29 protein-coding genes are annotated in these 25,403 nt (G+C 45.2%); 16 read left to right on the top strand and 13 right to left on the bottom strand.

The window, feature by feature from the left end; genetic code table 11:
- Nucleotides 1–56: 56 nt before the first annotated feature.
- The 3 genes from TRESADRAFT_RS14470 (at nucleotide 57) to TRESADRAFT_RS14465 (ending at nucleotide 1,726) form a co-directional block, all read left to right on the top strand.
- A complete protein-coding gene (locus tag TRESADRAFT_RS14470; protein ID WP_002706689.1) occupies nucleotides 57–572 on the top strand; it encodes a TlpA family protein disulfide reductase in 516 nt (171 codons plus the stop codon).
- Nucleotides 573–693: 121 nt separating this feature from the next.
- Nucleotides 694–807, top strand: coding sequence for a CD1871A family CXXC motif-containing protein (locus TRESADRAFT_RS16730; RefSeq protein ID WP_281054630.1), 114 nt, complete (start codon nucleotides 694–696; stop codon nucleotides 805–807).
- Between the two features lie 64 nt (nucleotides 808–871).
- A complete protein-coding gene (locus TRESADRAFT_RS14465; RefSeq protein ID WP_002706686.1) occupies nucleotides 872–1,726 on the top strand; it encodes a 4Fe-4S binding protein in 855 nt (284 codons plus the stop codon).
- 209 nt (nucleotides 1,727–1,935) lie between these two features.
- Here TRESADRAFT_RS14465 and TRESADRAFT_RS14460 read toward each other — a convergent pair whose 3' ends face one another.
- On the bottom strand, nucleotides 1,936–2,655 hold the full coding sequence (locus TRESADRAFT_RS14460) for a BrnT family toxin (RefSeq protein WP_002706684.1): 720 nt from the start codon (nucleotides 2,653–2,655) through the stop codon (nucleotides 1,936–1,938).
- 78 nt (nucleotides 2,656–2,733) lie between these two features.
- On the opposite strand from TRESADRAFT_RS14460, the gene TRESADRAFT_RS15815 reads away from it, so the two are divergent.
- The gene (locus tag TRESADRAFT_RS15815; RefSeq protein WP_002706682.1) at nucleotides 2,734–3,225 is read left to right on the top strand and encodes a hypothetical protein; all 492 of its coding nucleotides are present in this window, start codon (nucleotides 2,734–2,736) and stop codon (nucleotides 3,223–3,225) included.
- Here the strand turns inward: TRESADRAFT_RS15815 and TRESADRAFT_RS14455 are convergent.
- From TRESADRAFT_RS14455 to TRESADRAFT_RS14450, 3 genes are all read right to left on the bottom strand, one after another.
- A complete protein-coding gene (locus TRESADRAFT_RS14455) occupies nucleotides 3,206–3,478 on the bottom strand; it encodes a hypothetical protein (RefSeq protein WP_002705723.1) in 273 nt (90 codons plus the stop codon). The genes TRESADRAFT_RS15815 and TRESADRAFT_RS14455 overlap by 20 nt on opposite strands.
- A 162-nt stretch (nucleotides 3,479–3,640) precedes the next feature.
- The gene (locus TRESADRAFT_RS16125; RefSeq protein WP_141607453.1) at nucleotides 3,641–4,075 is read right to left on the bottom strand and encodes a hypothetical protein; all 435 of its coding nucleotides are present in this window, start codon (nucleotides 4,073–4,075) and stop codon (nucleotides 3,641–3,643) included.
- A 175-nt stretch (nucleotides 4,076–4,250) separates the two neighbouring features.
- A complete protein-coding gene (locus TRESADRAFT_RS14450) occupies nucleotides 4,251–5,279 on the bottom strand; it encodes an IS1595 family transposase (RefSeq protein WP_002706680.1) in 1,029 nt (342 codons plus the stop codon).
- Nucleotides 5,280–5,532: 253 nt separating this feature from the next.
- Here TRESADRAFT_RS14450 and TRESADRAFT_RS14445 point away from each other — a divergent pair, with 253 nt between their 5' ends.
- From TRESADRAFT_RS14445 to TRESADRAFT_RS14440, 3 genes are all read left to right on the top strand, one after another.
- Nucleotides 5,533–6,012, top strand: coding sequence for a hypothetical protein (locus TRESADRAFT_RS14445; protein WP_002706678.1), 480 nt, complete (start codon nucleotides 5,533–5,535; stop codon nucleotides 6,010–6,012).
- A gap of 170 nt (nucleotides 6,013–6,182) precedes the next feature.
- Nucleotides 6,183–6,458, top strand: a complete 276-nt coding sequence (locus tag TRESADRAFT_RS16375) for a hypothetical protein (RefSeq protein ID WP_159100071.1) — start codon at nucleotides 6,183–6,185, stop codon at nucleotides 6,456–6,458.
- Between the two features lie 161 nt (nucleotides 6,459–6,619).
- Nucleotides 6,620–7,642 carry an alpha-hydroxy-acid oxidizing protein gene (locus TRESADRAFT_RS14440; RefSeq protein WP_002706676.1) on the top strand — a complete coding sequence of 341 codons (1,023 nt, stop codon included), beginning with the start codon at nucleotides 6,620–6,622 and terminating at the stop codon, nucleotides 7,640–7,642.
- A gap of 234 nt (nucleotides 7,643–7,876) precedes the next feature.
- Here the strand turns inward: TRESADRAFT_RS14440 and TRESADRAFT_RS14435 are convergent, their stop codons facing one another.
- From TRESADRAFT_RS14435 to TRESADRAFT_RS14410, 6 genes are all read right to left on the bottom strand, one after another.
- Entirely contained in the window at nucleotides 7,877–9,247 is a 1,371-nt protein-coding gene (locus tag TRESADRAFT_RS14435) for a hypothetical protein (RefSeq protein WP_002706675.1), read from the bottom strand.
- Entirely contained in the window at nucleotides 9,235–9,864 is a 630-nt protein-coding gene (locus tag TRESADRAFT_RS14430) for a hypothetical protein (protein WP_002706672.1), read from the bottom strand. Before TRESADRAFT_RS14430 ends, TRESADRAFT_RS14435 begins: the two co-directional genes overlap by 13 nt.
- Nucleotides 9,865–9,973: 109 nt before the next feature.
- The gene (locus TRESADRAFT_RS14425) at nucleotides 9,974–10,891 is read right to left on the bottom strand and encodes a LysR family transcriptional regulator (RefSeq protein WP_002706670.1); all 918 of its coding nucleotides are present in this window, start codon (nucleotides 10,889–10,891) and stop codon (nucleotides 9,974–9,976) included.
- A gap of 9 nt (nucleotides 10,892–10,900) precedes the next feature.
- Entirely contained in the window at nucleotides 10,901–11,425 is a 525-nt protein-coding gene (locus TRESADRAFT_RS14420; protein ID WP_002706668.1) for a hypothetical protein, read from the bottom strand.
- A 10-nt stretch (nucleotides 11,426–11,435) separates the two neighbouring features.
- On the bottom strand, nucleotides 11,436–12,296 hold the full coding sequence (locus TRESADRAFT_RS14415) for a type II restriction endonuclease (RefSeq protein ID WP_002706665.1): 861 nt from the start codon (nucleotides 12,294–12,296) through the stop codon (nucleotides 11,436–11,438).
- A gap of 10 nt (nucleotides 12,297–12,306) precedes the next feature.
- Entirely contained in the window at nucleotides 12,307–13,200 is an 894-nt protein-coding gene (locus TRESADRAFT_RS14410; RefSeq protein WP_002706664.1) for a DNA adenine methylase, read from the bottom strand.
- A 155-nt stretch (nucleotides 13,201–13,355) separates the two neighbouring features.
- Between TRESADRAFT_RS14410 and metE the strand changes: the two genes are divergently transcribed.
- On the top strand, nucleotides 13,356–15,620 hold the full coding sequence (metE, locus tag TRESADRAFT_RS14405; protein WP_002706653.1) for a 5-methyltetrahydropteroyltriglutamate--homocysteine S-methyltransferase: 2,265 nt from the start codon (nucleotides 13,356–13,358) through the stop codon (nucleotides 15,618–15,620).
- A 172-nt stretch (nucleotides 15,621–15,792) separates the two neighbouring features.
- On the opposite strand, the gene TRESADRAFT_RS14400 is transcribed toward metE, so the two are convergent.
- Nucleotides 15,793–16,113, bottom strand: coding sequence for a helix-turn-helix domain-containing protein (locus TRESADRAFT_RS14400; RefSeq protein WP_002706650.1), 321 nt, complete (start codon nucleotides 16,111–16,113; stop codon nucleotides 15,793–15,795).
- A gap of 127 nt (nucleotides 16,114–16,240) precedes the next feature.
- On the opposite strand from TRESADRAFT_RS14400, the gene TRESADRAFT_RS14395 reads away from it, so the two are divergent.
- From TRESADRAFT_RS14395 to TRESADRAFT_RS14375, 5 genes are all read left to right on the top strand, one after another.
- Nucleotides 16,241–16,447, top strand: coding sequence for a hypothetical protein (locus TRESADRAFT_RS14395; RefSeq protein ID WP_002706648.1), 207 nt, complete (start codon nucleotides 16,241–16,243; stop codon nucleotides 16,445–16,447).
- Between the two features lie 16 nt (nucleotides 16,448–16,463).
- A complete protein-coding gene (locus TRESADRAFT_RS14390) occupies nucleotides 16,464–17,282 on the top strand; it encodes a hypothetical protein (RefSeq protein ID WP_002706645.1) in 819 nt (272 codons plus the stop codon).
- A gap of 48 nt (nucleotides 17,283–17,330) precedes the next feature.
- Complete coding sequence (locus tag TRESADRAFT_RS14385) at nucleotides 17,331–18,050, top strand: hypothetical protein (RefSeq protein ID WP_002706644.1); 720 nt, start codon at nucleotides 17,331–17,333, stop codon at nucleotides 18,048–18,050.
- Between the two features lie 75 nt (nucleotides 18,051–18,125).
- Complete coding sequence (locus tag TRESADRAFT_RS14380) at nucleotides 18,126–18,980, top strand: hypothetical protein (RefSeq protein ID WP_002706642.1); 855 nt, start codon at nucleotides 18,126–18,128, stop codon at nucleotides 18,978–18,980.
- A 76-nt stretch (nucleotides 18,981–19,056) separates the two neighbouring features.
- Entirely contained in the window at nucleotides 19,057–19,299 is a 243-nt protein-coding gene (locus tag TRESADRAFT_RS14375) for a hypothetical protein (RefSeq protein ID WP_040843318.1), read from the top strand.
- Between the two features lie 442 nt (nucleotides 19,300–19,741).
- Here the strand turns inward: TRESADRAFT_RS14375 and TRESADRAFT_RS14370 are convergent, their stop codons facing one another.
- A complete protein-coding gene (locus TRESADRAFT_RS14370) occupies nucleotides 19,742–20,026 on the bottom strand; it encodes a hypothetical protein (RefSeq protein ID WP_002706640.1) in 285 nt (94 codons plus the stop codon).
- Nucleotides 20,027–20,179: 153 nt separating this feature from the next.
- Between TRESADRAFT_RS14370 and TRESADRAFT_RS14365 the strand changes: the two genes are divergently transcribed.
- The 3 genes from TRESADRAFT_RS14365 to argA all read left to right on the top strand — a co-directional run bounded on the left by TRESADRAFT_RS14365 (nucleotide 20,180) and on the right by argA (nucleotide 23,749).
- Nucleotides 20,180–21,622 carry an alanine/glycine:cation symporter family protein gene (locus TRESADRAFT_RS14365; RefSeq protein ID WP_002706639.1) on the top strand — a complete coding sequence of 481 codons (1,443 nt, stop codon included), beginning with the start codon at nucleotides 20,180–20,182 and terminating at the stop codon, nucleotides 21,620–21,622.
- A 78-nt stretch (nucleotides 21,623–21,700) separates the two neighbouring features.
- Nucleotides 21,701–22,345: an epoxyqueuosine reductase QueH gene (locus TRESADRAFT_RS14360; protein ID WP_002706638.1), complete on the top strand. Its 645-nt coding sequence runs from the start codon at nucleotides 21,701–21,703 to the stop codon at nucleotides 22,343–22,345.
- 33 nt (nucleotides 22,346–22,378) lie between these two features.
- Entirely contained in the window at nucleotides 22,379–23,749 is a 1,371-nt protein-coding gene (argA, locus tag TRESADRAFT_RS14355; RefSeq protein WP_002706637.1) for an amino-acid N-acetyltransferase, read from the top strand.
- A gap of 10 nt (nucleotides 23,750–23,759) precedes the next feature.
- On the opposite strand, the gene TRESADRAFT_RS15475 is transcribed toward argA, so the two are convergent.
- Nucleotides 23,760–25,205, bottom strand: a complete 1,446-nt coding sequence (locus TRESADRAFT_RS15475) for a diguanylate cyclase (protein WP_002706635.1) — start codon at nucleotides 25,203–25,205, stop codon at nucleotides 23,760–23,762.
- Between the last annotated feature and the right edge of the window lie 198 nt (nucleotides 25,206–25,403).

Below are 25,403 nucleotides of genomic sequence, written 5' to 3'. Positions count from 1 at the left end.
ATGTCGCATTTTTATGCGGAAAACACGAAACGCATCGAAATGCAAGGAGAACCAAAATGAAAAAGATTTTTGCGATAATCGCATTGCTCGCAGTTACGACACTTTCATTTGCGCAAGAATCGGGCGACAAAATTTCGTTCAGCGCAACTGACTTGAACGGCGCCCCAGTCACAAGCGAGATTTTCGCCAAAAACAAAGTGACCATGCTGAACATCTGGGGAACGTTCTGCGGACCGTGCATCCGCGAAATGCCCGACCTCGCAAAGCTCAGCGAGGCGAACAAGGCGAACGGCGTTGAAGTTGTCGGAATCGTAATCGACATCCTTGACCGAAAAGGAAACGTCGATTCGCGCGTGAAAAAAAGCGGCGAGGCAATCATCAAGCAGACGGGCGCGAACTACACGCACATAATTCCGTCGAAAGAAATGTTTTCGGGCGTTCTCAAAGACGTGCAGGCCGTTCCCACGACGATTTTCGTTGACTCAAACGGAACGCAAATCGGCAAGGCGCATCTCGGCGCAAGAAGCCAGAAAGACTGGCAGAAGCTCATCGACGAGATTTTGAAAAAATGAAATTGCCACACGGATTCGAAAAAAACAACGATTTTTCTTGCGTTAGCAAAACCGAATCCGTGCGACAATAAAAAGAGAACAACAAAAAATGACCGGAAAAAAACGAAAAATCATTTCAATTGTGTCTCTCTGTCTCGGAATCGTCCTTGTGATTGCAGGAATCTTCCGCGGAGAAGCGGAGACCGTCCTAAACAAGGCGACCCGAATCTGCATGGAATGCATCGGAATCGGATAAATCTTCGTACCGGGGTTTCGTCAGAAATCCCAAAATCCGTGTGACAACAAATGGAAAATATCGAATGGCAGAATCAAAATTAAAAAAACACAGTCGAATCCGTCTTTTTGTCCAAGCCGCGTTTGCCGCGCTCTCGAACGGCTACATAAAAGGCTTTGCGAACGGAAAAATCTTTGAGGGCGACTCGAAATTCCTTTGCGTTCCCGGAATGAACTGCTATTCCTGCCCGGGTGCGCTCGGCGCGTGTCCTATAGGCTCCTTGCAGGCAACTCTCAACGCCCGCGAGTACCGCGTCTCGCTGTACGTTGTGGGGCTTCTCGTGATTTTCGGGACGTTTCTCGGCCGATTCGTGTGCGGCTTTCTCTGTCCGTTCGGGCTGATTCAGGATTTGCTTTTCAAGATTCCCTTCATCAAAAAAATCCGCCGCCTTCCGGGAGAAAAAGGTTTGCGCCATCTTCGTTTCGTGTTCCTCGGCGTGTTCGTCATTCTGCTTCCGATGTTCGTGATTGACATTACGGGATTGGGCGAGCCGTGGTTCTGCAAGTGGATTTGCCCTGTCGGAACGCTTGAAGGCGGAATCCCGCTCGTGCTTCTGAACAACGCGATGCGCAGTGCTGCCGGTTTTATCTTCAAATGGAAAATCGCGATTCTTTCAATTACGATTCTTTCTTCTATTGTAATATACCGCCCGTTCTGCCGGTACGCCTGCCCGCTCGGCGCGGTTTACGGGTTCTTCAACAAAATCTCGTTCTGCCGCTTCAAAATCGACACAACAAAATGCACGAAATGCGGCGCGTGCCAAAAAGTCTGCAAGCTCGACATTCCCGTGTACGAAAATCCGAACTCGATGGACTGCATTAGATGCGGAGAATGCAAGGCGGCGTGCCCGAAGGGGGCGATAAAAGCGACAATCTTTTAGAAATCTGATACGACTCATTCGCAGCTTGCCGGATTTGTGCCTGCTACTTGTTGATAAAATAAAGTCCTGCGAGACAAATTAGAATTCCTGCAATTTTCGAAACGCTCAGCTGTTCTTTGTATAAGGCTATGTCCGTAAATAGTGTTGCTACTGCTAAAAAATTGCAAGTCTAAGTCAGTCATTGCTTAGACTTGCAAAAAAAATCAGTATTACCAGTCTTCACCCTTGTTATAATAGTCTAAAATAGATTTTATTCTTTTTTCAACTTGTTCACAATAAGTTTTATCCCCCACATTTTGAACATAAACATACTTATCACCTAACATTGCTATAGTATTAGAGCCCGTAGGTCTAAGAATAGACGCATTTACAACTTTTGCATAAGAGGAAGACTTAAAACCATTGCCGTCAGCTTGTCTAATAACTGCGTACAATTGTTTTTTTGATTCTGTTTTTTTCGAAAACTTATTTTCTAATAATTGTTTTTTTGCCTTATGTTTATTATAAATACTAGTGTATTTACTTTGAGGTAACGCCTCCCAAGCAGAAATAATTCTAATTTTATCATTTTCTACCTTTGCATTGATTACAACCATAACATTATTTTCAGCTACTATACCAAGCGTTTTATCATTTTCAGGATTAGTTTCATTTTCAATTTCTACTGAATAGGGGTCTTCAAAAACGTATCTTGCCAAATAAAAGCTAAACCCCTTTCCATCACCTGTATCTTTTATGTTTTTATTACTTTTTTCTCTATGCCATACAAAATTTCCACATACAACATCTTCGTTCTCTGGGCCAGTTGTATCCAACTCATACCAGGCTTGAGGAGTATCTTCAAATGGTGTTATTTCATTTTTTGTTTTAGCAGTCTGCTCAAGTTTGTCGGATTCATTATAGATTTTTTCAAAATCTTTATTGTCCATAATCGTTACCTCTTTCAACTTTAAATATGGCTATGTCCTGAAATAAAGTGGTTATGTTTAAATACTAACTAATTATGTATGATTAAACTCACAGATTGCTTTTTTGAAGAAGTTTATGGTCTTGCACGCTTACAAGAAGAGAATAATAGGTCATTTTTAGGAAAGATTATAAAATACATTACAAGTTTTGACGATTCAAAAACTTATTCATTTAGTCAAATTATGAGAATCTGTGTGTCTGTATACAAGACCAGTAAAAAACAAGAAAACTGGAATAGCCTTTCACAAGATTATTTTGAAGGAAAGAGTCTTGACGAATTTATAGAAAAAGTCTGTGTAAATAATAATAACATGAAAAAATCTTCAAGACCCATAGAGAGGTCTAAGATAGGATTGTCTGAACGACAGTCTGAAAGACTTTTATACTTTGTTATTGTTTATTCATTAGTTATAGAATGGGAAAGATTAAAAAAACGAATCTCTTATACTGGTGGCCATTTTTCTACTATGAACGACCTAAAACAAGTGATTAAGTATTGGAGAAGAAAAATTACAGATGACCCTCGATAATTTTATTTATCTGGTTACATACATCTAAAAGTTCCAGGTCGTCATTACCGTCAACATCATAACAGTACTGTATCTTTAAGCCATTATCTTTTGCAATGGCTATTGCCTCTGTTAAAGGAATTCCTTTAAAAATCAGATAAAGAGGGGCATTTAGGTCATTTGGGACTTTTCTACGGATAAAAAGGTTCTTAAATCCTTCCTCTGGGGAATAATCTACTTCAAAATCTTTTTCAAGTTTTCCTAAGTCAATCATACAAACCTCCATTTTTCTGGTTTAAATATTATAACTCTTCATACATTTACCCTGTAAAAATAAGTTTATTCCTACTATGCCATCCATTATTTTAACATAGTAGGAATTCTACAATTTGTAAAATCTTATTACTTGGCTACCATAACATACTGAACCTGTGCATTATTGCAAGCCGTAGACTGGGGCTGCAAACCGGTATAATCGTCCATTTTCATAAATGTCTAAATTAGGATAGTATTTTGGGGCATACTTTCTAACTAAATTACTTACATTTACAGAAACCTCGTCTAATCGGTAGTTAGGCTCACTGCTTCGTAAAGTGTTTGTAACAGATAAGTATTGCCGACAAAAATAAACTGCATCGCTATAGTTTGCAAACTGTATGTAATAAAATGTAGAATCGTTTGGACAATAGGCACTAACAAAGTATGTTGCACCGTCTAAACGGTACTTAGGAAGTATTTCACTTACTTCATAAGGTTGTGAACAATAGTAGGTATGGTACCTAGAATTATAAGATACATCAATAATAGCAGTTGCAAAAGAGCTTGTTACTGAAACAAACAGAGCTAAAAAAATTGCTGCAAACTTCTTCATAAAAAGTCTCCTAAAAAAATTGATTTTCTTTAAGAAGACTTCGACTGTCTTAAGAATACAGATTCACTACAATTCGTAGCAAGGAACAACGTCCTTTTGTTTATGGTTTAAATATTATAATTATTATTTGATTTACCCTGCAAAGTTCTAAATACAGTTTTGGCATTTCGTAGAACTAAGCGACACAAGGCAAAGGACTTCTTACGGAAAGTTCCTTAGATTTTACGGTTTTGTTTGTGCAGAACACGAAAGCCGATAAGATTTCAGATTTCTTTTCGTAAGGGTCTTTTGCCCAGTTCACGAAATTATGCCAGACCAAATAGTTATCCAGGTATTTTGTAGCGACACCGTGGAAACGAATTATCCAAGTTTTCAAAATACTGTGATAACTGTTGATGTGTTGAACATGAAAAATGCCTTTCTTGGACTTTCCAGTTTTTAATTGGATAAGCTCAAGTTTGTTTTCCTTAGCAAATTTCTGATAAGAATGATGTGCATCTGCACATAAAACAGAATTACTTGCAATTCTTCCAGAAAATACTTCCGAAAGATTCTTAGTCGAAGCACGTCCCAAATTTGACTGCTTTGAAATAGAAAGTCCGTCCTGTGTAACTGCACAAGGAACGCAAACTTGTTCGTGTGACAATCCACGTGTATGAACGTCGTTTCCACGCTTGTGTGCTTCACGTGGCATAACGAAAGAAGTAGACTTCTTGTGATTTCCTTTGAAAGAAAGTGCAAAGAAAGTTTCGTCGGCTTCGACTACGCCATTTAATTCAACTGAATTCTGCATGTTCTGCAAAGCGTCTAAAACCTTGTGTCGCCAAATAAAAGCTGTGTCTTTATTGATGCCACAGATTTCTGCACTGCGACGAACAGTAAAACCGTTCATCATACATTCAAGGTATTTCTTCCAAGTAGCAAAAGACTTTTTAGATGAAAACGTGATAGTATTGTTTCTGGCAGAAAAAGTTTTGTGGCAGTCATGGCACATAAAACGCTGCATTAAGCCTTTATGACCGTTTTTCTTGATGTTAAACGAACTGCAGTGTGGACAAGAAATCCCGTTTTCTGCTTTCTTGGACAAAAGAAAATCCTCGAATCCGTTGTAATTGTAATCAATGGATTCAAGGAATTGTTTTACAGAGTTCAAGTCTGCTTTTGAAAGTGTCTTTAATGTCTGGAAAAGTTCGCTTAATGTCATACACTTTATAACATAGTGTGAATTTTCAGAACGTCAATTAAAAACAACACTTTTTACGGACATAGCCAAAATTTTTACAAAAAAGTGAATTTTTTAGAAATTCTGGTTATACATATCATGAGGGGAAGGAAGGATTTATAAATCTGGAATTTAATCTAAATTTAGAATTCAAATCTAAATTTATATATACAAGAAATTTACAGGGTAAAATCATTACAAGTTATAATATCTATTCCAGTAAGGGACTAGTATTATGAAGAAATTATTTTTTATTATTCTGACAGTAGTTTTTGTAGGATTTAGTGTTATTGTTAAGGAATACTCTGACATTAATAAAGAACTTGTAAATGCCGTTTCTGAAAGGGTTGGAACTGCCAGAGCCGATAAAGCTCTTACAAAACGTTGTCGAAACATTGAAAAACTCTTTAACGAAACAAAATACCCTATTACAGAAAAAATGTTCTATTTTTACTTTGAACCGAACGCTTCAATTAATCCTAATACTGCCGGTATGTCAATAGGTGAAACAATAATAGTCTTTAATCCAAAGTATGAAATCACTGACAGTACGATAATTCACGAATTATGCCATGCAACTTTAGATAATCATAACATAGCTTCTATAAATCACGATAGCCCAGAGTGGAATGAGCTGATTAGCTATTTTGAAAGCCTCGGTTATACAGACCTTGGTGGCGATGGCTACTTTTATGAAGTAAAGCTCGCAAATTAATATAAACATATTATGCGAAGAGTCTGTCATATTTGTGGAAAACCATACGAATATCCCTCAACTGACCCAGACAAGCCAGTAAGCTTACGTCGGTGTTCATTGCCTGAGGAATGCCTTTTGCACAAATTTGATAAACGGTGTTTGCTGTAACGATTAATAAAATTGGCCAGATGTATGAAAACATGGACAACTCCTTTTCAAGGTTTCTTGTCCATCTTCTAAGACCTAACGATGAGACTGAATGCCCAAAGCATTCCTACCCGGTGGCAGTAAGAGGAGAATATCAAAATTTGCCTGAATCATCAACGAAACGGTTAATGCAAAAAAAGGCATTTCTCATTTTATCCGGAATCTCCATGAAAATCGCAGCATTTCTTCGGAAGCGGTCGATAGCGGCGGGAACGGCATCATGCTCTGCCGCCATACATAAAGAGCCTTGGCATTGAAACGCAGATTCTTGAAAACAGAGGGCAGGACGCTGTTTATGACACGCGAGTTTCGGCTATGGTGCTGAAAAATTCCAAAGCCGAAGTGTTTCTCGAAGCTCTTCAAAAATAGTAGAATCGCTCCAATCGAATGGAGCGATTTTTTTGTTCGGAGGTACAAAATGACATATTCGGAAGTGCTTGAGGAAGCGAGGAAGTGCATCGGCGACAAATGCAAGGCGTGTCCGGTCTGCAACGGGATTGCGTGCAAGAATGCGATTCCGGGACCGGGCGCGAAGGGAAGCGGGACTGTCGCGACGAGGAATTTCAACGCGTGGCAGAACATATTCGTGAACATGGACACGATTTACAAAAACGGCGCAGTCGATACTTCCGTTGAGTTTTTGGGGAAACATTTCGCGCTTCCGGTCTTTGCAGGTCCTGTCGGGAGCGTCAATTTTCACTACGGGGAAAAATTCGACGATTTGTCGTACAACCATACGCTGCTCACCGCATGCGCCAAAAACGGAATCGCGGGTTTCACGGGCGACGGCGTGAACATCAAGGTCATGGAAGGCGCAGCAAAGTCTATTGCGGCGAACGGCGGAATCGGAATTCCGACAATCAAGCCGTGGGATTCAGAGACGATAAAGGAAAAGATGGAGCTTGCCCGTCAGGGAAAACCGTTTGCGATGGCGATGGACATCGACGGTGCGGGGCTTCCGTTTTTGAAGAACAGGAATCCGCCTGCGGGAAGCAAATCCGTCGAGGAGCTTTCCGAAATCGTGAAGGCGGCGGGCGTTCCGTTCATCATCAAGGGAATAATGACGGCGCGTGGTGCGGAAAAGGCGCTTGAGGCAGGAGCGAGCGCAATCGTCGTGTCGAACCACGGCGGGCGCGTGCTCGACGGTTGCCCTGCGACCGCTGAAGTTCTCCCCGAAATCGTCAGCGCGGTCGGCGGACGCATGAAAATCATCGTTGACGGCGGAATCAGAAGCGGAACCGACATTTTCAGGGCGCTCGCGCTCGGAGCAAACGCCGTGATAATCGCGCGTCCGTTCGTCACTGCGGTCTTCGGCGGCGGAGAAGAGGGCGTGAAAGTCTACGTCGAAAAGCTGAAATCCGAGCTTGAGGACACGATGTCGATGACAGGCGCGCTGAAAATCTCCGACATAAGCCGCGACATGATTCGCATTGTGCGCTGAACGATTCCGCAATTTCGTCTATGCGCTTTTTGTTCCCGGGGGCGTTCCCCTACCCGTCAGGAACAGAAGCGTAGCACACCCCGCTGCTACCGAAGTGGCGAGGATGTAGCCGGAAGTGTTTGTCGATTTTCGTCTCTTCGTCTGTTTCTGCGAAATCGGCTTTTTCAGCCTTTTGTATTTCGAGAACGCTTCGGAATGTTCGTCGCGTTTTTGACGAGCGCCATCATCGCCATATTACAGCGCGCCCCACTTTTCGAGCGTTTTTCGAGCGCCTTGTTCTACCCAATCCTTGTAGAGCGGCTTGTTTTTCTCGTAGATTTTCAGGACATGCCCGGTGACAAGCGGATTTTTCTTTGAAAGCAGATAGTCGTAAATCGGAAGGGCGACGTAGCCGTTCTGCTCGGTTTTCAGCCGATTCAAAAGCGCGGCGTCCACGTCATCGTCGGCAAAGCGGCGGATTTGCTTGAAGAATTCGTCAAAAACGCTGATGGAAAGGCCCGGCAGCTTTTTGATGAAGATTTTCCGAATGTCGTATTTTTCGTCCAAAAGCGTTTCTATGCTGAAAGAAAGCGTGTCGGTCTTGTTGAAATATTCGTCCGCGTTGTTCAGCGTCGAAACCATGCAGGAAAGCGCGCGATTTTTGTCGCGTCCATAAAGGTTTTCCGCGATGTCCAGGTTCACGGCGTCGTATTTTTCCCACATCTCGAACAGAATATCGTCGTAGAACCCGTCGTCGCAGGGGCAGAGCGCGTCCGCGATAAACGCAAGATGGTATTTTCGGATGTTCTTGTTCGTCCGCGGCGAGAACACTTTCCGCAATTCTCTTTTCGAAAAATCGTCCTTGAACATCGCAAGCGATTTGTAAAAAGAGCGCCATTCCGCGCCGTAATAGTTTGACGGCAGAATCGAGTCCATGTACTCGGAAAAAAACGGTTTGAGCGAGTCGTTCAGAATGTACGGGCACGCTTTGAAAAACAGGAATTTTTCCTTTTTGTCCTTGAGCGAAAGAATAAGCTCGTAGTCTTCTTTTTTCTGGTACTTTGCGAGCGCGAAAACAGCGTTGTCGTTTCCGTCCAACGCCCACTTTCTCGTCAGTTCGTAGAGTTCCGCGGATTTTTTTTCTCCGTGCAAAAGTTCGAGCGTGTGAATGAGCGGCGATTTGCTTTTCAAAAGCCTTCTGTCGATTTCGTCCTGCGTTTTCTTGGAGATTCGCCCTTTGAGCATTTCGAGGAAAATGTCGCCGACCATTTCGTTTGAGACAATGCAGCCGAACATCGCTTCGATTTTCTCCGTGTCTGAAAGAGAATCGAGCGCAATTTTTTCGTAGTCCGCTTTTTCATCTCGCTCGACAAGTGCCTGAATCGCGTATGCGCGGATAACGCCGTTTTTGTCGGAGAGCAGTTTTTCAAGCTGCCCTGTCGTCGCGGAATCCCGCACGATTTCGTAAAGCTTGTATTGCCCGGGCGTTTCCCCGGCATCAGAGACCGCAGAACCCATGTAGCAGTTCGTTTCGCGCATTTTTTTCAGGACGGAATCGATGTCCTCCACCGCATGGCAGCTCACGAAACTCAAAACGAAAATCAGCAGGAAAATCACTTTTTCCATTTTTTCATTCCGTCGAACACCTCCTCCAGCGTTTTTGCGGTGATTTTCTTTATCAGAACGCCGATGGGGATGACCGTGCCGATTGACGCAACATAGTCGGGACTGTTCTCGGTCGGAAAACGGAGCGAGCAAAGATACTGCCCCGAGCGGTATATTCTTGATTTCGAATCGTACACCCACGGACCGACGACATACGGACGCAAATCGAGGTGCTCCTCGCCCAAATGAAGCTCGTGCCGCTTGTCGAAGTCGGCGCACTCCTTGTCGGTTGCGGGATGATAAAACAGTTTCCCCTCAAGGACGGGCGGTATGTCGTCATAAAAATGCAGGGCGCGGAACGCATCCTGCTCCTTTTCGATTATTTCCCGCGTTTTTTCGGGATTTCCGAACACGGCAAAGTATTCGGCAGTCTCTATTTTCGACTTCCGCTCCGAAAAACGGCAATACCGAAGTTCGTTTTCGAGGATGATGCTTTCCAAAATGAGCGAGCGCTTCGTATTGCGGCGTTTTTTGTGGGTTTCGTCGTCATCGAACGCGCACACCACCACGCATCCGTCTTTTTCGGCCTCTTCGATGATACGCTTTTTCAGCAACTCGTTTTTCCCGGATTCGTCCATTTTCACTCCCCAAAAACGCATAAAAATTCGTCATGCCGGACCGCCCGCACGGAATCGCATTCCGGCATCGCTTCTATTTTAGGTTCCGAATCCGGATTCGTCCATTATTTCAATGAATCTCGTTTCCCGTGTGCTTTCTGATTGATTCGATGTAGAATTCCGCATAGCGCGACAACGCGATATTTTTCCGCGTGAGGATTCCGACCGTCATGCTGTCATTCACGGAAAGCGGGCGGGCGATGATTTCTTTTCCGTTCAGCTCGTGGCTTATGATGCCCGAGCAAATCGTGTAGCCGTCAAGCCCGATGAGCAGGTTGAAAAGCGTCGCCCTGTCGCGCACTTTTATGTTCTTCGTGCACTCGAAATCGATTTCCGTGAGCGGCTCCTCGGCAAAATAGAACGAGTTGAAATCGCCCTGCTCGTACGTCAGGTACGGAAACGGCGCGAGGTCGGAAAGCGAAATCTCGTTTTTTGACGCGAGCGGATTTTTTTTGGAGATGAAAACGTGGAGCGGCGCCGAAAAAAGCGGCTCGAACTGCAAATTGTTCTTTTTGATGAGCTTCGAGATGACGTCCCCGTTCCTTTTCGACATGTACAGCACACCGATTTCGCTTTTCAGATGCGCCACATCCTCGATGATTTCGTGCGTCTGCGTCTCGCGGAGCGTAAAATCGTATTCCGCGCCGCCGAATTTCTTTATCACATCGACGAACGCGTTCACCGCGAACGAATAATGCTGGCAGCTCACGGAAAAAATCGAATTCCCTCCCCCGCCCCCCTTGAACCTGTCCTCGAGAAGGGCCGCCTGCTCCAGAACCTGCCGCGCGTACGATAAAAATTCGTCGCCCTCGTTCGTCACCGTAACGCCCTTGTTGGAGCGCGAGAAAATCACGATGCCCATCTCTGCCTCAAGCTCGCGGATTGCCGCCGTCAGGCTCGGCTGCGACACGAACACTTTTCGAGATGCTTCCGTTATGTTTCGGCAATCCGCCACCGCGACGGCATATTTCAATTGCTGGAGGGTCATAGGGGAATATTAATTTTTCAAATTGAATTCAGCGAGAATTCCGTTCATAGAAAGCCATCTCCCCTCTCCGTTCGGATAATTACAATCCTCTTGTCCCCAAATCCATTTATACACTTTTAATATTTTTTCAGTTTCCAAACCGCCGATATTCACCAACTGCCTGTTTTTAATAACCGCTTCCGGCTCCATTCCATTGCAGACATCCAACAAGCCGTAAATAATTTTTTCCGTTTCAGTTTTGTTCTGCTGATATTTGCATCGCAAATCATCCTTGATTTCATCATGCGAAATAAGCCACAAGCCTTCGTCAGTTGGAGAATAAATGAACACCATGAAGTCATTTTTAGCGAGCCGCCCAAAATTCCGTTTTCCGCCGGGTTTGTTGATTACAATTTTCTCGCCGGTCGACAAAACTTCAACTTCATAAAGCAAATACGGAATATTCATAAGCTCCATTCGAAACGTATCTTGCGTTGAGTTTGAAATGTTCAGCGGAATCAAATGCACGTTATGATTGAACAAGTTTTTTGACATACGTTTTCCCCTACCTGAAAATCACGCTCATAATTCCGTCTTCCATGTCCTTTATGCAGTAGATGTGTTCCATCACGTCAAATGTTTCTTCAAGATTGTGGCGTGCGCTTCTCCAGCCGTTTCCGTCCGTGAACCACACAAAAGTCACGCCGTCAATCGTGTCGATTTCGCCTGAAAGCGTTTTGTAGCTTCGAGATGTCTCGTTGAGTTTTGAGCCGCCGCTTCCGTAAAAGTTCGTTTCAATCACATAAATCTGCTTTTCGGTTTTTACGACATAATCAAATCGCTTTTCCATTTTTCCCTGATTTGATATTGCCGACAAATCGATATTCCATTTTTTTGAGATTTCGTGAATGTACATTTCCTTGAAATACGTTTTGTCTTTTTCAAAACCCGCTTTTTTTATGTAGCTTTCGACCAAATCCTCCATCAGATGCCCGCCCCTGTTTTTGCGGCCATTTGAATCAAGCCCCGTTTCGATTCCTGTCACATAATCAAGAAGATTCGCAATCAGATGTTTTTGGAGCAAATCGAACAAACCGGATTTTTCCATGAACTCAGAATATCTTTCGATTGTGTGAGTCTGCGTCGCAAAATCGAAAAGGCAGCTTCCGTTTTCATCGGAAACGGCGATTTCGGGATTTCTCACCGCGAGCAAAATCGGAATGCACTTCAATGTTTCCGGGTATTTTTTGAGGATTTTTTCAAAATCAGATTTGATATTCTTCGAGCCAATCAATGAATTCAAGATATTAAGTTCGATTTTTATGCTTTCGACATTCCCGTAAACTTTCCCAAAATCTACATAATAAGAATAAGTCGCTATGCTGTCACGAAAAGTCGAAAGCCACTTTGTGAAATCGCGTTTCATAATTTTCTCCTCAAAACACTGTTGCCAGATTGCTGATCAGAAGCTCGCTGATTGCGCCGCGCTTTTTTGCATTTGAATTTACCATTCGCGATGCGAAAACCCTTTTTATTTCAAAGTTTGAGTACAACATGTCAAAAAATTCATCGTTCGAGTCTGCATTTTTCGGGTCGGAATTGCTTGCTAGGACAAACGCGCCTTTTTTTGAAATCTCTTCAATAAAATCCTTCAGCTCAATCTGCTCTTTGTCCGAAAAACCGTTTACAGAATATGACGTGAAAGACGAAGTTTCCGACAACGGTCTGTAAGGCGGGTCTATGTAAACGAACGTATTTTTACCGATAAAGTCTTTGCACTGTGTGTAGCTTCCGGCTTTCATTTCTACGTTTTTCAATATTTTCGAGCACTCACGCAGATTGTCCACATCGCACAAAAGCGGATTTTTCGCGCTGTTGAACGGAACGTTGAAAAGACCTTTTGTATTTACGCGGTAAAGTCCGTTGAAGCATGTCTTGTTCAAGAAAATGAACAATGCCGCTTTTTCTATGTTTTCAGTTTCGTTCAGTTCTACTTTTATCGCATTGAATCGTTCGCGCTTCTCATAAAAGAAAAGCCTGTTCTGTTCCAAAGTCTGTTTTTTGTACCGCTCCTGCAAGTCTGAAAGCACGGTTATCAGTTTCTCGCAATTGCTTTTTACTTGGGAATAGGTGTTTATGAGCTCTTTGTTTATATCGTTTATCAATATTTCTTTGGGCTGAAATTTGCTCAAAACATCAAAAAGCACAGCTCCACCGCCGACGAACGGTTCGCAATACTTTTCAATTTTTGAGGGATATTTTTCTCGGATTTTTTCCAAAAGCTGAGTTTTTCCACCAACCCATTTTACGAATGGATGTGCAATAGCCATGAAAAAAAATATACTTTAACTCATTCAAAAAATCTACTTTCGCCAATTTTTCTCCATAGTCAAATTCTATCGTCAACTGATTGAAAATAGTATTTTTCGCTGTCGGCGCAAAAACGTATACTTCAAAAAATCAAACAGAAAAGGAATCGGATTTTATGGCGACAAGAACATCGGTTATTGGGTTTCCGCGAATCGGAAAAAACCGCGAGCTGAAATTTGCGGCGGAGAAATTCTTCAAAGGGGAAATAACGGCGGAGGAACTTGAAAAAACGGCAAAGGAGCTCCGCTCTTACGGCTGGAAAAAACAGGCGGAATGCGGCATTTCGTTTATTCCGTCGAATGATTTTTCTTTTTACGACAACATGCTCGACACGGCTTTTCTTTTGGGCGCCGTTCCCGAACGGTATGCGTCCCTTTCTCTTTCCCCGCTCGAAACATTTTTTGCGGCTTCCCATGGATATCAAGGCGCGGCGGGCGACGTGAAGGCGCTTCCGATGAAAAAATGGTTCAACACGAACTACCATTACATTGTGCCGGAGATTTCCGACGACACGAAGATTTCGCTTTCGCAGAACAACAAGGTGCTTTCCGAATTCAGCGAGGCACGGTCTCTCGGAATCCAGACGGTTCCCGACATCATCGGCGCGTACACGTTCCTGCGCCTCGCGACTTTTACCGGAAAAAAGGCCGCGGAGGATTTTGCCGCCGGATGTGCCGACGCGCTTTCCTCGCTTGCCGAATCCCTTTCAAAAGCGGGGGCGGAATGGATACGTTTTTCGGAACCCGCCCTCGTCCTCGACATCTCGGATTCGCAAAAAGCGCTTTTTCTTTCTATATATAAAAGCCTGATTCAAAAAATCCGCGCGAAGACGAAAATCAAAATCGCGCTCCAGACGTATTTCGGCGACGTGCGCGACGTGTACAAGGAAATCTGCGCGCTCGGATTCGACGCAATCGGGCTTGATTTTGTCGAGGGCAAGGAATCGCTTTCGCTTTTGGAATCCGGCTTCCCGAACGATGCACTTCTTTTTGCTGGAATCGTGAACGGGAAGAACATCTGGAGAAGCGATTACGCAAAGAAAAATACGCTTCTCTCGCAAATCAAGAATTTTGTTCCGGAAGAAAACATCGTGCTTTCGACATCGTGCTCGCTGCTCCACGTTCCGTACACGACGCAGGCGGAGGAAAAAATCAGCGGCGACATCAAGAAGCATTTCGCGTTCGCGGAGGAAAAGCTTTCCGAGCTGGCGGAACTTTCTTCGGGCGACGAGAAGGCGCTTTCCGAAAACAAAAAGCTTTTTGAAAGCGAGCGTGTGTTCAAAAACATGAGCGTGCAGAAAGCGCTTTCCGAACTGACGGAAGACGATTTTGTCCGGAAGCCTGATTTTTCCGAGCGGGAAAAAATCCAGCGCGGCGTCTTCAGCCTTCCGCTCTTTCCCACGACGACAATCGGCTCTTTTCCGCAGACGGCGGACGTCCGCGCGAACCGCGCCGCGTACAAAAAAGGGACAATCACGAAGGAGCAGTACGTCGCGTTCAACCGAGAAAAAATCGCCGAGTGCATAAAACTGCAGGAAAGAATCGGGCTCGACGTCCTCGTCCACGGGGAATTCGAGCGGAACGACATGGTCGAGTATTTCGGAAGCCAGCTTTACGGATACATTTTCACGCAGAACGCATGGGTTCAAAGCTACGGAACACGGTGCGTCAAGCCGCCGATTATTTGGAGCGACGTGAGCCGGAAAGGGCAGATGACGGTCGAATGGTCGGTTTTCGCGCAGGAGCAGACGAAAAAAATCGTGAAGGGAATGCTCACCGGCCCCGTGACGATTCTGAACTGGTCTTTTCCGCGCGACGACATCAGCCTGAAGGAGCAGGCGCAGCAGATTGCGCTCGCAATCCGCGATGAAGTCCTCGATTTGGAGAAGAACGGAATCAAAATCATCCAGATTGACGAGGCGGCGCTGCGAGAAAAGCTTCCGCTCAGAAAAGCCGACTGGCACAAGGAATACCTCGACTGGGCGATTCCCGCATTCCGCCTCGTCCACGCGAAGGTGAAGGCTGAGACGCAGATTCACACGCACATGTGCTACAGCGAGTTCAACGACATCATCCGCGAAATCGACGATATGGACGCGGACGTCATCACGTTCGAGGCGAGCCGCGCCGACTTGAAGATTCTTGACGCGCTCAAAGACGCACATTTCAGGACGGAAGTCGGTCCCGGCGTGTACGACATCCACTCGGCGCGCGTCCCGTCCGTGGAGGAAATCAAAACCGCGCTCGAAAAAATGCTCCTCAAAGTCTCGAAGAAAAAGTTGTGGGTGAATCCCGACTGCGGCCTGAAAACCCGCGGAAACAAGGAAACGGAAAAAGCGCTTGAAAACCTTGTCGAAGCGGCCCGGCAGCTGAGAGCCTGAAAGGAACTGCAAAAAAAAATGAGGCTTCGCTCATCGGAACGAAACCTCATTAACAACCACATTCCTTGACAGCAGGCCGCCGAATGGAGGTCTTGCGACCGAAAGTAAATGGAACAATGGAAAGCTCTGCGATTGGCGCGGGGCTTTTTTTTTGAGCGTTGTTGAGAAATGCCTAATTGACGTGCCTTTTCATTTCCTCCAATAACGCCATCACAGATTTTTTATCGTTCTCGCAGAGGTCTGCATATATCGAAAGAAGTTTTTTCCCGCATCCGCAGTCAATGTTTTTGCATTTGCGTCCTTCGACAAGCTCTTCCACAGTCACATTCAACGCTTTCGCTATTTTCACCGCGGAATCTATGTTCGGCAAAGCGTCGTGGTTGTTTATGTAGTTTCTGAGAGTATTCACGCTTATTCCAGTTTTCTCTGAAAGTTCTTTCGGCTTTATGTCCTGAAAAATCATTTCCTCTTTCAAATTTTCCTTGAATCCCATGAAAAAAGGATAATCTAAAAAGACGAAATTCTTCTTGCGGACAGTCTTTTCAGATTATATAATGGCGAATTGATGATTAGATTTAATCATTTTGACGTCTTATAAGATGATACAGGAGGCTTTGATTATGGGAAAGAAAAACGGAAAAACATCGAAGTTTTTTCACGAAACTCAAGAAATCACTGACTATCTTGCGGAAAATGATTTTTCCAAGTTTACACAGTACGTTCTAAACGACAACAGCAATGCAAGCGAGGCAGTAGATTTTCTAAGAGAATTATCCAGAAAATGCAGAGAGTTTGCTGAAAGACTAGAAGACACGCTGGAAAACTAAACGCTTGGAGACTGAAATGTTGTTCGTTAAAATTATTGTAGCAGTAATAGCAATAGCACTGATTCTTATTAGTATTGCAGCGCCGAATGATGGAAAAATTGATGTACCTTTCTTTTTTGAGTTAGGAATATTTCCTGGAGTAGCATGCATTCCTCTGGACATTGCATTATGGGGGAACTTCAGAGTACTTTTCATCATTTCAATTATCTTATTGGCAATCTCCATTGTCGGTATTATCGTTGCGTATATCATCAACAAAATTTCTGTTGCGAAAATAAAAGCCATAAAAGCCAAAGTGCTTGATTTGGGAGTTCTCACCTCAGAAACGATGGAATCTATACCCCTAGATTTGCTATACTCCGCCAATTTTTTTATCAGCGGCAGTTTAGGTTTTATAAAATACGATAGCTCGAAACCTGCTTTAAGCGTGGATTTAAAATCACTTGAAAACATGATTGTCATTGGCAGCGACACAAAAGGAAAATTGATGGCCGCTAATAACGGCATGGTAGAGATTCTATTTGAAACAGCAAGAAAATCTTGCACATTATATTTCAAAACATTTGAACATGGGGAGGATGCTGAATATTTACTTTGCAAAAAAGATGGCTCACTAATTCTATCAGACAGAAAAATCACCCTCGATAACGAGGAATATAAAGTAGTGCCACTTTTTCCGCCTAAGTACGAAAAACTGCTATGGGAAAACCGCATTCAAAATTTCACTAATCAGGACATAGCAAACAAAGTGCATGACGATATTGAAAACTGTACGGTATTTGGTTGGGAGGAACTGATTTTCTATCCGCCAACACTCCAATATGAATGGGATTAAATACAATCAACCAAAGCCGCTCCACAAAATCAACAGGAAATATTTCAAATGTGCAATTTTGCTGAACTTATCTCAAAAAATATAGGCTCGTTATTAGGACCGATATCGAATATTGTAGTTCTGATTGCAATTGCTGTAACTCAGTACAGACAAACCAATAGGTTTAAAAAAATCGAAAGTAAAGACATTGAAAAGGAGCGTAAAATCACACTTTTTGACAAAAGGTATGAAATCTACGATTTATTCACAAGACTTTATAACCGATGCTGCGACTTTCTGAACATTATTGAGAAAGAACAAAGAAATGGCAATTGCGAATTGAGTGATGAAGATATAAAGGATTTCCTAAGAGAGACAATCTGTTCTGATTTTTCTAATCTAGATGGGATTTTTGCACGAAATACATTTCTAGAAAATTCTAAGCAAAATGAAGAAGAAGGAAAAGACGGTTATAGAGAGGAACAGCGATTAAAAAGAAAATACCAAATACTGTATTCTAAATTTTTACATGATTCGTTTTCAAAATTGAACATGACAAAATTCTGCTTTGAAAACAAGCAAGTTGCCGAGGCATTGACAAATTTTTCAAAAATCTTGCTTATAGGAATTGAAAAAGAGTCGGATAGCAAAGATTTTGAAGAAAGAGAAAGCGATAATCATTTTTTAGCAGACAAGTTCTTTTCCGACTTACGGAAGTGTATGGATAAAATAGAGGCAGAACAGATAATTCAAAAAATGGAAAACGAAATTGAATTCAACATCGTATAAATTTTTAATCAAAATTTATATTTGTGCTATGACCAATATTTTTATAACAAGAAAAAGAGAGGCTAAGACTGCTGTATGATTGTTAAAATAGTTTTATCAGTAATATCGCTCAGTTTGCTAGTTATTGGATTTATCATTGATACATCAACTGATAGGCAAATTGATTACGATGATAAAGAAAAGAGACGGATTATAGTTAATCAACTTCTACACTTTGGCGTTATTGGCATTCTACTTTGTATTTCACTATGGGGGAATTTTGAAATATTATTTCGCATATCAATAACACTTCTTGCAATATATTTTATTATTCTTGGTATCGGTACGTTTAGTATTCCGCATTTTTCTTTTGGTGTCATTGGAATTCCTTTTTGTATTTCTCTATGGGGTAACTTCAGGCTTCTTTTTGTCATATCAAGCATTGCCGTTATAATTGCTGTGATTGTGGTTGTTGTATTTTTGATTCGCAAGTTCCTGAAAGAGAAAGAAAAAAAATCGAAGAGAGCTTTTGCTGTATACGATATCGAGGAGCTTGGAGAAGATGTATTAATGACTGCATATTTCTTTATTGATCGTGAGTTAGAAATGACAAAATCTGAATCTGAATCCAAAATTACCAATGAAAATGGAAAAGTAGTCGTAAGCAGAAGTTCTCTTAGAGATACAATTATTATTACACCAGATACAAAAGGAAAATTACTGAGTATAAGCGATGATGAAATAAAAATTCAGTTTGATTCAGAAGAGGACTGCTCGTTATCTTTTGAAAAAAGAAATGGAGTAAATTTTTTTCTAGCGACTAATAGCGAAAAAGAAGTTCTTTATGGAAAAAATGAATATAGAGTAAACTGTACCCCTCATGTTTTGTTTAAATTGGCAAAACGAAGGTCAACAACAAAGAGAACTAAAAAAGCAAAAGGTGCGTGGTAAATTTAATCCATGAAAAAAGTAAAAGCAAAAATCGACTGCTCAGCGGATTCTGACGCAGTTTTTCCACGAGCTGAGTTTGTGCGCAAAATCGCCGTTCATCGGCAAAAAGCGCGTCCAGCGTGATTTCACGAAGAGCGAGGCGAAAATCATGAAAATCCTCTTTTTGATGAACAAAGCCGTTGACGAAAGCGACTTGCTATACAAGGACATTTCGTCAGATTTCAGGATGCCGAGTCCGAACCGTGGCAACGGAATGAACAAAGATTTGACATATCTTTACTCTCTTCTCAACAAAAGCGGACGCTTTATGAAAATCTAGGCTTTCACACCCGTTCAGAAACCGTCATGCTGAGCGGGCTTCGACTACGCTCAGCCGCCTTATTAGCATACCTTTTGTAACACCACCAGAATTTTTAATCACCTATACGTGAATTTATACGTCTCCGCCTCAAAATGACAAAACCTTTCACACCCGCTCGGAAGCCGTCTTGTAAACTTCCATATCCTCGCGTTTGCCGATTGCAATAATATTTACGAACAGAACATTTTCCACGACAGAATAAACAATTCGGATTTGTTTTTTGCAGGCGTACATTTTCCTGTAGCCAGACAAATCATAGCCGTTCTTGTTTCCTAATCTTCCCCGAGCAATGGCGATGTTTTCAGCTTATCGAGCTGCTTTTTGACGAGTTTTTGATGCTCCCGTCAAGTTCGCAGAACTCCTGCAAAGCCAAAGGGTGAAATTTTATCTCGTATTCCACTTACAGCCCCGCCTTTTTCATTGCATCGTCATAGGAGATGTATTCGGAAACAGGAGTGTTTTTGCGCTCTTGGACAGTCTCGAAAATCTCTTTCTGCTCGGTACGTTCTTCCAGTGATTTCAGCCGCTCGTATTCGTCAATCGGAATCAGCACCGCCTGCATCTGATTGTTTTTTACGACGGCGATTTTTTCGTCGATGGATTTTGTCATTCTCTGCAAGAATCCTGCAAATCCGCGAACAAACTGGGTGCTTGAAACTATTTCATTACGGGCAAATGTTACCATACGAACCTCCTGTGCAAGATTTTACATAAAATAGTATGCAGAATTCAACAAAAAATTTTCTGCACATGCGCATTTCAGAGCAGCAGTTCAGACAAATACCGCCTCAAAATGATAAAATCGCTCATAAAAACATGAAAAACGAAGGAGTCAAAAGTGAACAACATTGTGGAAGTTCTGAACAACATCGACAGCGTAATGTATTACCCCGTTCTTATCATCGTGATGGCGGTGGCAGGTTTGTATTTCACGCTGCGGACGAAGGGCGTGCAGATTCGCCTTTTTGGGGAGGCGCTGAACGTAATACGCGAGAAACCGGACGACAAGAACCACGTCTCGTCGCTGCAGGCAATGCTCGTCTCGACGGCATCAAGGGTCGGAACGGGAAATATCGTGGGCGTTTCGACGGCGATTTGCCTTGGAGGCGCGGGAGCCGTATTCTGGATGTGGGTCATGTGCATTATCGCGACTTCATCGGCATTTGTGGAAAGCACGCTCGCGCAAATCTACAAAAGGAAGAGCAAGGACGGCTCGTGCTTCGGAGGTCCCGCATACTACATCGAGAAAGCGCTCCATGCGCCGTGGCTTTCCGTCGTCTTCTGCGTGTTCCTGATTGTGACGTATGCGGTCGGATTCAACATGCTCGCTTCCTACAATCTCCAGTCGACATTCGAGGCGTATTCTTTCTATGACAAGGGCACGACTCCGTTAGTAATCGGCATTTTCCTCGCGATTCTCGTAGGCTACTGCGTTCTTGGCGGCGGAAAGAGAATCGTCAAATTCACCGGCGTCATCGTTCCTGTGATGGGAATCTCGTACGTTCTCGTATCGCTCGTTATAATCGCGTTCCACATAAAAACGGTTCCTGCGATGTTCGCGATGATTTTCAGCGACGCGTTCAACTTCCGCTCGATTGCGTCGGGCGTTGCAGGCTCATGCCTCGTCTACGGAATCAAGCGCGGGCTTTACTCGAACGAGGCGGGCGTCGGCTCCGCACCGAACGCATCGGCAAGCGCGAAAGTTTCGCATCCGGTAAGCCAGGGACTCGTGCAGATGCTTTCGGTCTACATCGACACGCTCATTCTCTGCACCGCGACGGCTCTCATGTGCCTTGCGAGCGGAGTCGAGCGCAGCGAGGCAGTTTCCGGCGCGCCGTACGTCCAGAACGCGATTTCCACCGTTTTCGGCTCGGCGGGCGCCGTGTACATAACGGTCGCGATGGTTCTCTTCGCGTTCACCACGCTTATCGGAAACCTCTATTACGTTGACAACGCGCTGATTTATCTGAACAAGAAAAGGGAGCCGTCAAAAGTGTTCATGCGGATTTTCCACGCGCTCTGCGCCGCAATCGTCTTCGTCGGTGCGGTCATCCCGATGGACGCGGCGTGGGCTGTCGCCGACATTCTCATGGGCGGAATGACGTTCATCAACCTCCCCGTCTGCGTAATTCTCGGAAAAGTCGCAATCGACGCGCTCAACGATTACACGAAGCAGCGCAAGGAACTCAAAAAGAAAGGCAGCAGCGAAACTCCCGTCTTCCTCGCCAAGAACATCGCGCTTGACGAATCGGAGCTTGATTTCTGGAAAAGCGAAAACTGATTGGCGCGTTTTTTGAGCAGCAACAAGGGCGTACGGAACAACCGTGCGCCTTTGTTCGTTTTGCGCTACAGTATCATCATGAAACGAAATTACCAGCTTGAGATGGAGGACGTCATAGCGAACCTTCCGAATGACGGAAAAAAACCGACGCTTCTTCTCCACGCGTGCTGCGGTCCCTGCTCGTCGGCGGTCATAGAGCGGCTCGCGCGCACCTTCGACATCACGATTTACTATTACAACCCGAACATACATCCGCAAGCCGAATACGAGCGGCGGCTCGACGAGCTGAGGAAATTCATCGCGGTTTTTCCCGATTCCGTGAAAAACGGCGTGAAACTCGTCGTCGATTCATACAACCCCGAGGACTATTTCAGCGCGACGAACGTTCGGGCGGAGCCGGAGCTGAAAACAGAGCCGGAAAAAGGAGAGCGGTGCCGGCGATGCTACGAATTCAGGATGCGGAAATCGTTCGGCTTCGCGTCAGAAAACGGGTTCGATTTCTTCACGACGACGCTTTCGATAAGCCCGCACAAGGATTCCGAGAAAATCAACAAAATCGGGCGAGACCTTGAATCGGAATCGCCATCCTCAAAAACGAAATTCCTTCCGAGCGACTTCAAGAAAAAAGGCGGATTCCTGCGCTCGACGCAGCTTTCCGACGAATTCGGGCTTTGGCGGCAGGATTATTGCGGCTGCGTCTTCTCAAAAGAGAACCGCAGCTGAGCGACAATCCGCGCGCTGTGGTAGAATCTTCGCATGGAACAGACCGAAATCTCAAAGAATCCGATTCAGGAAAAGGCGGAGCGAATCCGCGACGTAATCAGGTACATAAAGAAATTCAAGAATGCAGCAGTCGTAATCCACATCGACGACAGGATAATCGACTCGCAGCTTTTTTCTAACCACATCCGCGACATCTCCCTCATCCACGAGGCGGGGCTACGCGTGATAATCGTTCCCGGCGCGCGACGGATGATTGACCACGCGCTCAGGCAGAACGGAATCGGCTGGACGGTCAAAAACGGCTCGCGGATAACGCCGCCCGAGGCGATGCCGCTCATAAAAACGGCTGCGTTCGACGCCGCGAATTCCGTGATGACGAGCCTCGCGGGCGAGCATTTGACGGCAGTCATCGGAAACTGGGTTCGGGCGCGCGGCAAGGGCGTCCTTTCGGGAGTCGATTACGGTTCTGCGGGCGAAATCGACAAAATAGACGACGGAACGCTCGCGACTGTCCTTGACAACGGGTTCATCCCGATTTTTCCGTGCATCGGCTGGAGCCTCAACGGAAAGCCCTACAACATCTCGTCTGTCCAGCTTGCCGCGCAGATTGCTGTTCTCCTCAAGGCGGACAAGCTTTTCTATCTGCTTCCCGATGCGGAGATTTCCGGAAAATTCTTTTCGGTCCCGGAGGAAATCGGGCTGTCGCCTGAAGGATGCGTCCCCGCGATGGATTTGGACGAGCTCGATTCGTTCCTCTCGCTGAACAAAAAGGCGGACAAATCGAAAATCGGGAAGGACACATCGTATTTTGACGGCGTCATCTCGATGGTGAAGCTCGCGAAAAACGCCGTAAAATCAGGCGTCACGCGCGTCCACATTCTCAACGGCTCAATCGAAGGAACGCTTCCGTGCGAGATTTTCAGCGACCTCGGCTCGGGAACGATGATTTACGCGTCGAACTACGGCAAATTCCGCGCGATGCGGCGCGAGGACATTCCCGCCGTCCTTTCGCTCATACGCCCGTTCGTCATCAAGAAAATCCTTCTTCCCCGCTCCGAGGAAATGCTCGAATCGACGTACAACGACTACATCGTCTACGAGCTTGACGGAGCGGTACGGGCATGCGCCGCGCTCCACATGTACGGAAGGGAGCAGGCGGAAATCGCGGGCGTCGCGGTCGACGAGACGTGCGCGCATATCGGAATCGGCCCGAAGATGATTTCTTATCTTATCGAGAAGGCAAAAACGGTGAGCATACAAAGCGTCTTCATCCTTACGACGCAGACGGCGGACTGGTTCGAGCGGCTCGGATTTGTCGCCGACACAATCGAATCCCTGCCCGAAGCGAGGCGCAAAATCTGGAACCCAAAACGCGGCTCAAAAGTTTTCCGCCTCAAGATATAGCGGACGGAGGTCAGATGCCGAAACACGCCGTGTTCTTTCCGCTCGTTTTTGAGCGGTAGAGCGCGGAATCGGCGCGGGAAAGCGCATCCTCGTAGCCCGCGTCGTCGGGCGAGAAATACGCGAAACCGATGGAAACGGTGACGTGGTGGATTCTTCCGTCAAAATTGAATTCAAGCGCGGAAACGGAGCGCAGGACTTTTTCCGAGAACGTGACGCATATCTCGCGTTTCATTCCGTCAAAAATCCCTACGAATTCGTCGCCGCCCCACCGGATGAGCCTGTCGCTTGAGCGGCAGTTCGCGTAGACGGTCTCCACGATTTTCCGGAGAACCTCGTCACCGGCTTCGTGCCCGAAATTGTCGTTGACGTACTTGAAGTTGTCGATGTCGAGCATCATTATCGCGGGACTCGGAAATCCCCGGCGGAAATCGAGGAAACTTTCCTCAAGCGCATCCGTGCCGAATTTCCGCGTGTTCGCCCCAGTCAGCGTATCCCAGTTCACCTGCCGCCCCAGAACCTCCGCCTTCTGCCTGAGCGCGCGCCTGTCGAGCGCGGAAAGCCGCATCAGCATCGAGATGAGGACGACGGCGATTATGATGCAGAACGGGATTATGAACTGGAGCATCCGTATGTTGAGGCTTTGGACGGTCTTCATCTTGCGCGCCACAAAAAGCATCCCGACGACCGATTTGTCGGAATTGCAAATCGGCGAATAAACCGAATAATATTTTATCCCGCGCACATCGACGCGGCCGTTGAAAACCTCGCCGTTCTGCAGGACTTTCTCCTCGATGAGCGGATTGGAGATGGTTGTTCCGACGACGTTCGCGAGCGACGAGGCGACGCGCGTGTCCCCGCTGAAAATCGTGCATTCGACGCCGAACGATTTCACGATGTCAAGGAATTTCTTTCCGGAAAGCGAATAGACGAAAACGACAGTTCCGATTATGTTCCCGTCGAGGACAACGGGCGACGCGTAAATCTCCGCAAAAATGAAATCCCCGAATTTTCCGTAATTGAGCGTCGTCTTTCCGTCAAGCGCATATTTTACGGAAACAAGCTCCGACAAATCGGAGTATTTCCTGAACTGCGTCCCCCGTTCCGAAATGACGATTCCATTCGAATCGGTAAGCGCAAACGCGTCAATCCCGAGCCGCTCGACCGTATCGGAAAGGAATTCGCTCATTCCCGTTCCGTCCCTGCCCGAAACCGCTTTTATGACGCTCGGATGGCCGGCAACGACAGAGGCGCTTCCCTTCAGGACGTCGCACCAATACGAGAATGTGTTCTGGATTCCCGTGCTGACGTTCATAAGCTCATTGTTCGTCATGTAGACAAAATCGCTCTCAAAAGCTCTGAATATAATAAAGATGAGCACGACAAACGCCATGATTACGGACAATCCGAAGTAGAAAAGCAAACGCGCGCCCGAAGAAATGACATGTTTTCTTCCCATAAAAACTCCGCCTGAACTGATTGGGCATGGCCGAAAAAAGGAACTTCCGCGCACGCCCGTATATTCCCGATTTCAGCTGGAACGCGAAAAAGAATGGAGCGCCGAAAAACGCGAGGATTGCCGTAAACGATGTGCCAAATTATAGGATAAGTTCGCAAGCCACTTGATTCACAATTCCGCTGAACAACTCCGAAACCG

Source organism: Treponema saccharophilum DSM 2985 (assembly GCF_000255555.1).
In the GTDB taxonomy this organism is placed as follows: domain Bacteria; phylum Spirochaetota; class Spirochaetia; order Treponematales; family Treponemataceae; genus Treponema_D; species Treponema_D saccharophilum.
The sequence above is the reverse complement of the archived record's forward strand: the minus strand, read 5'-3'. Positions and strand labels throughout refer to the sequence as shown.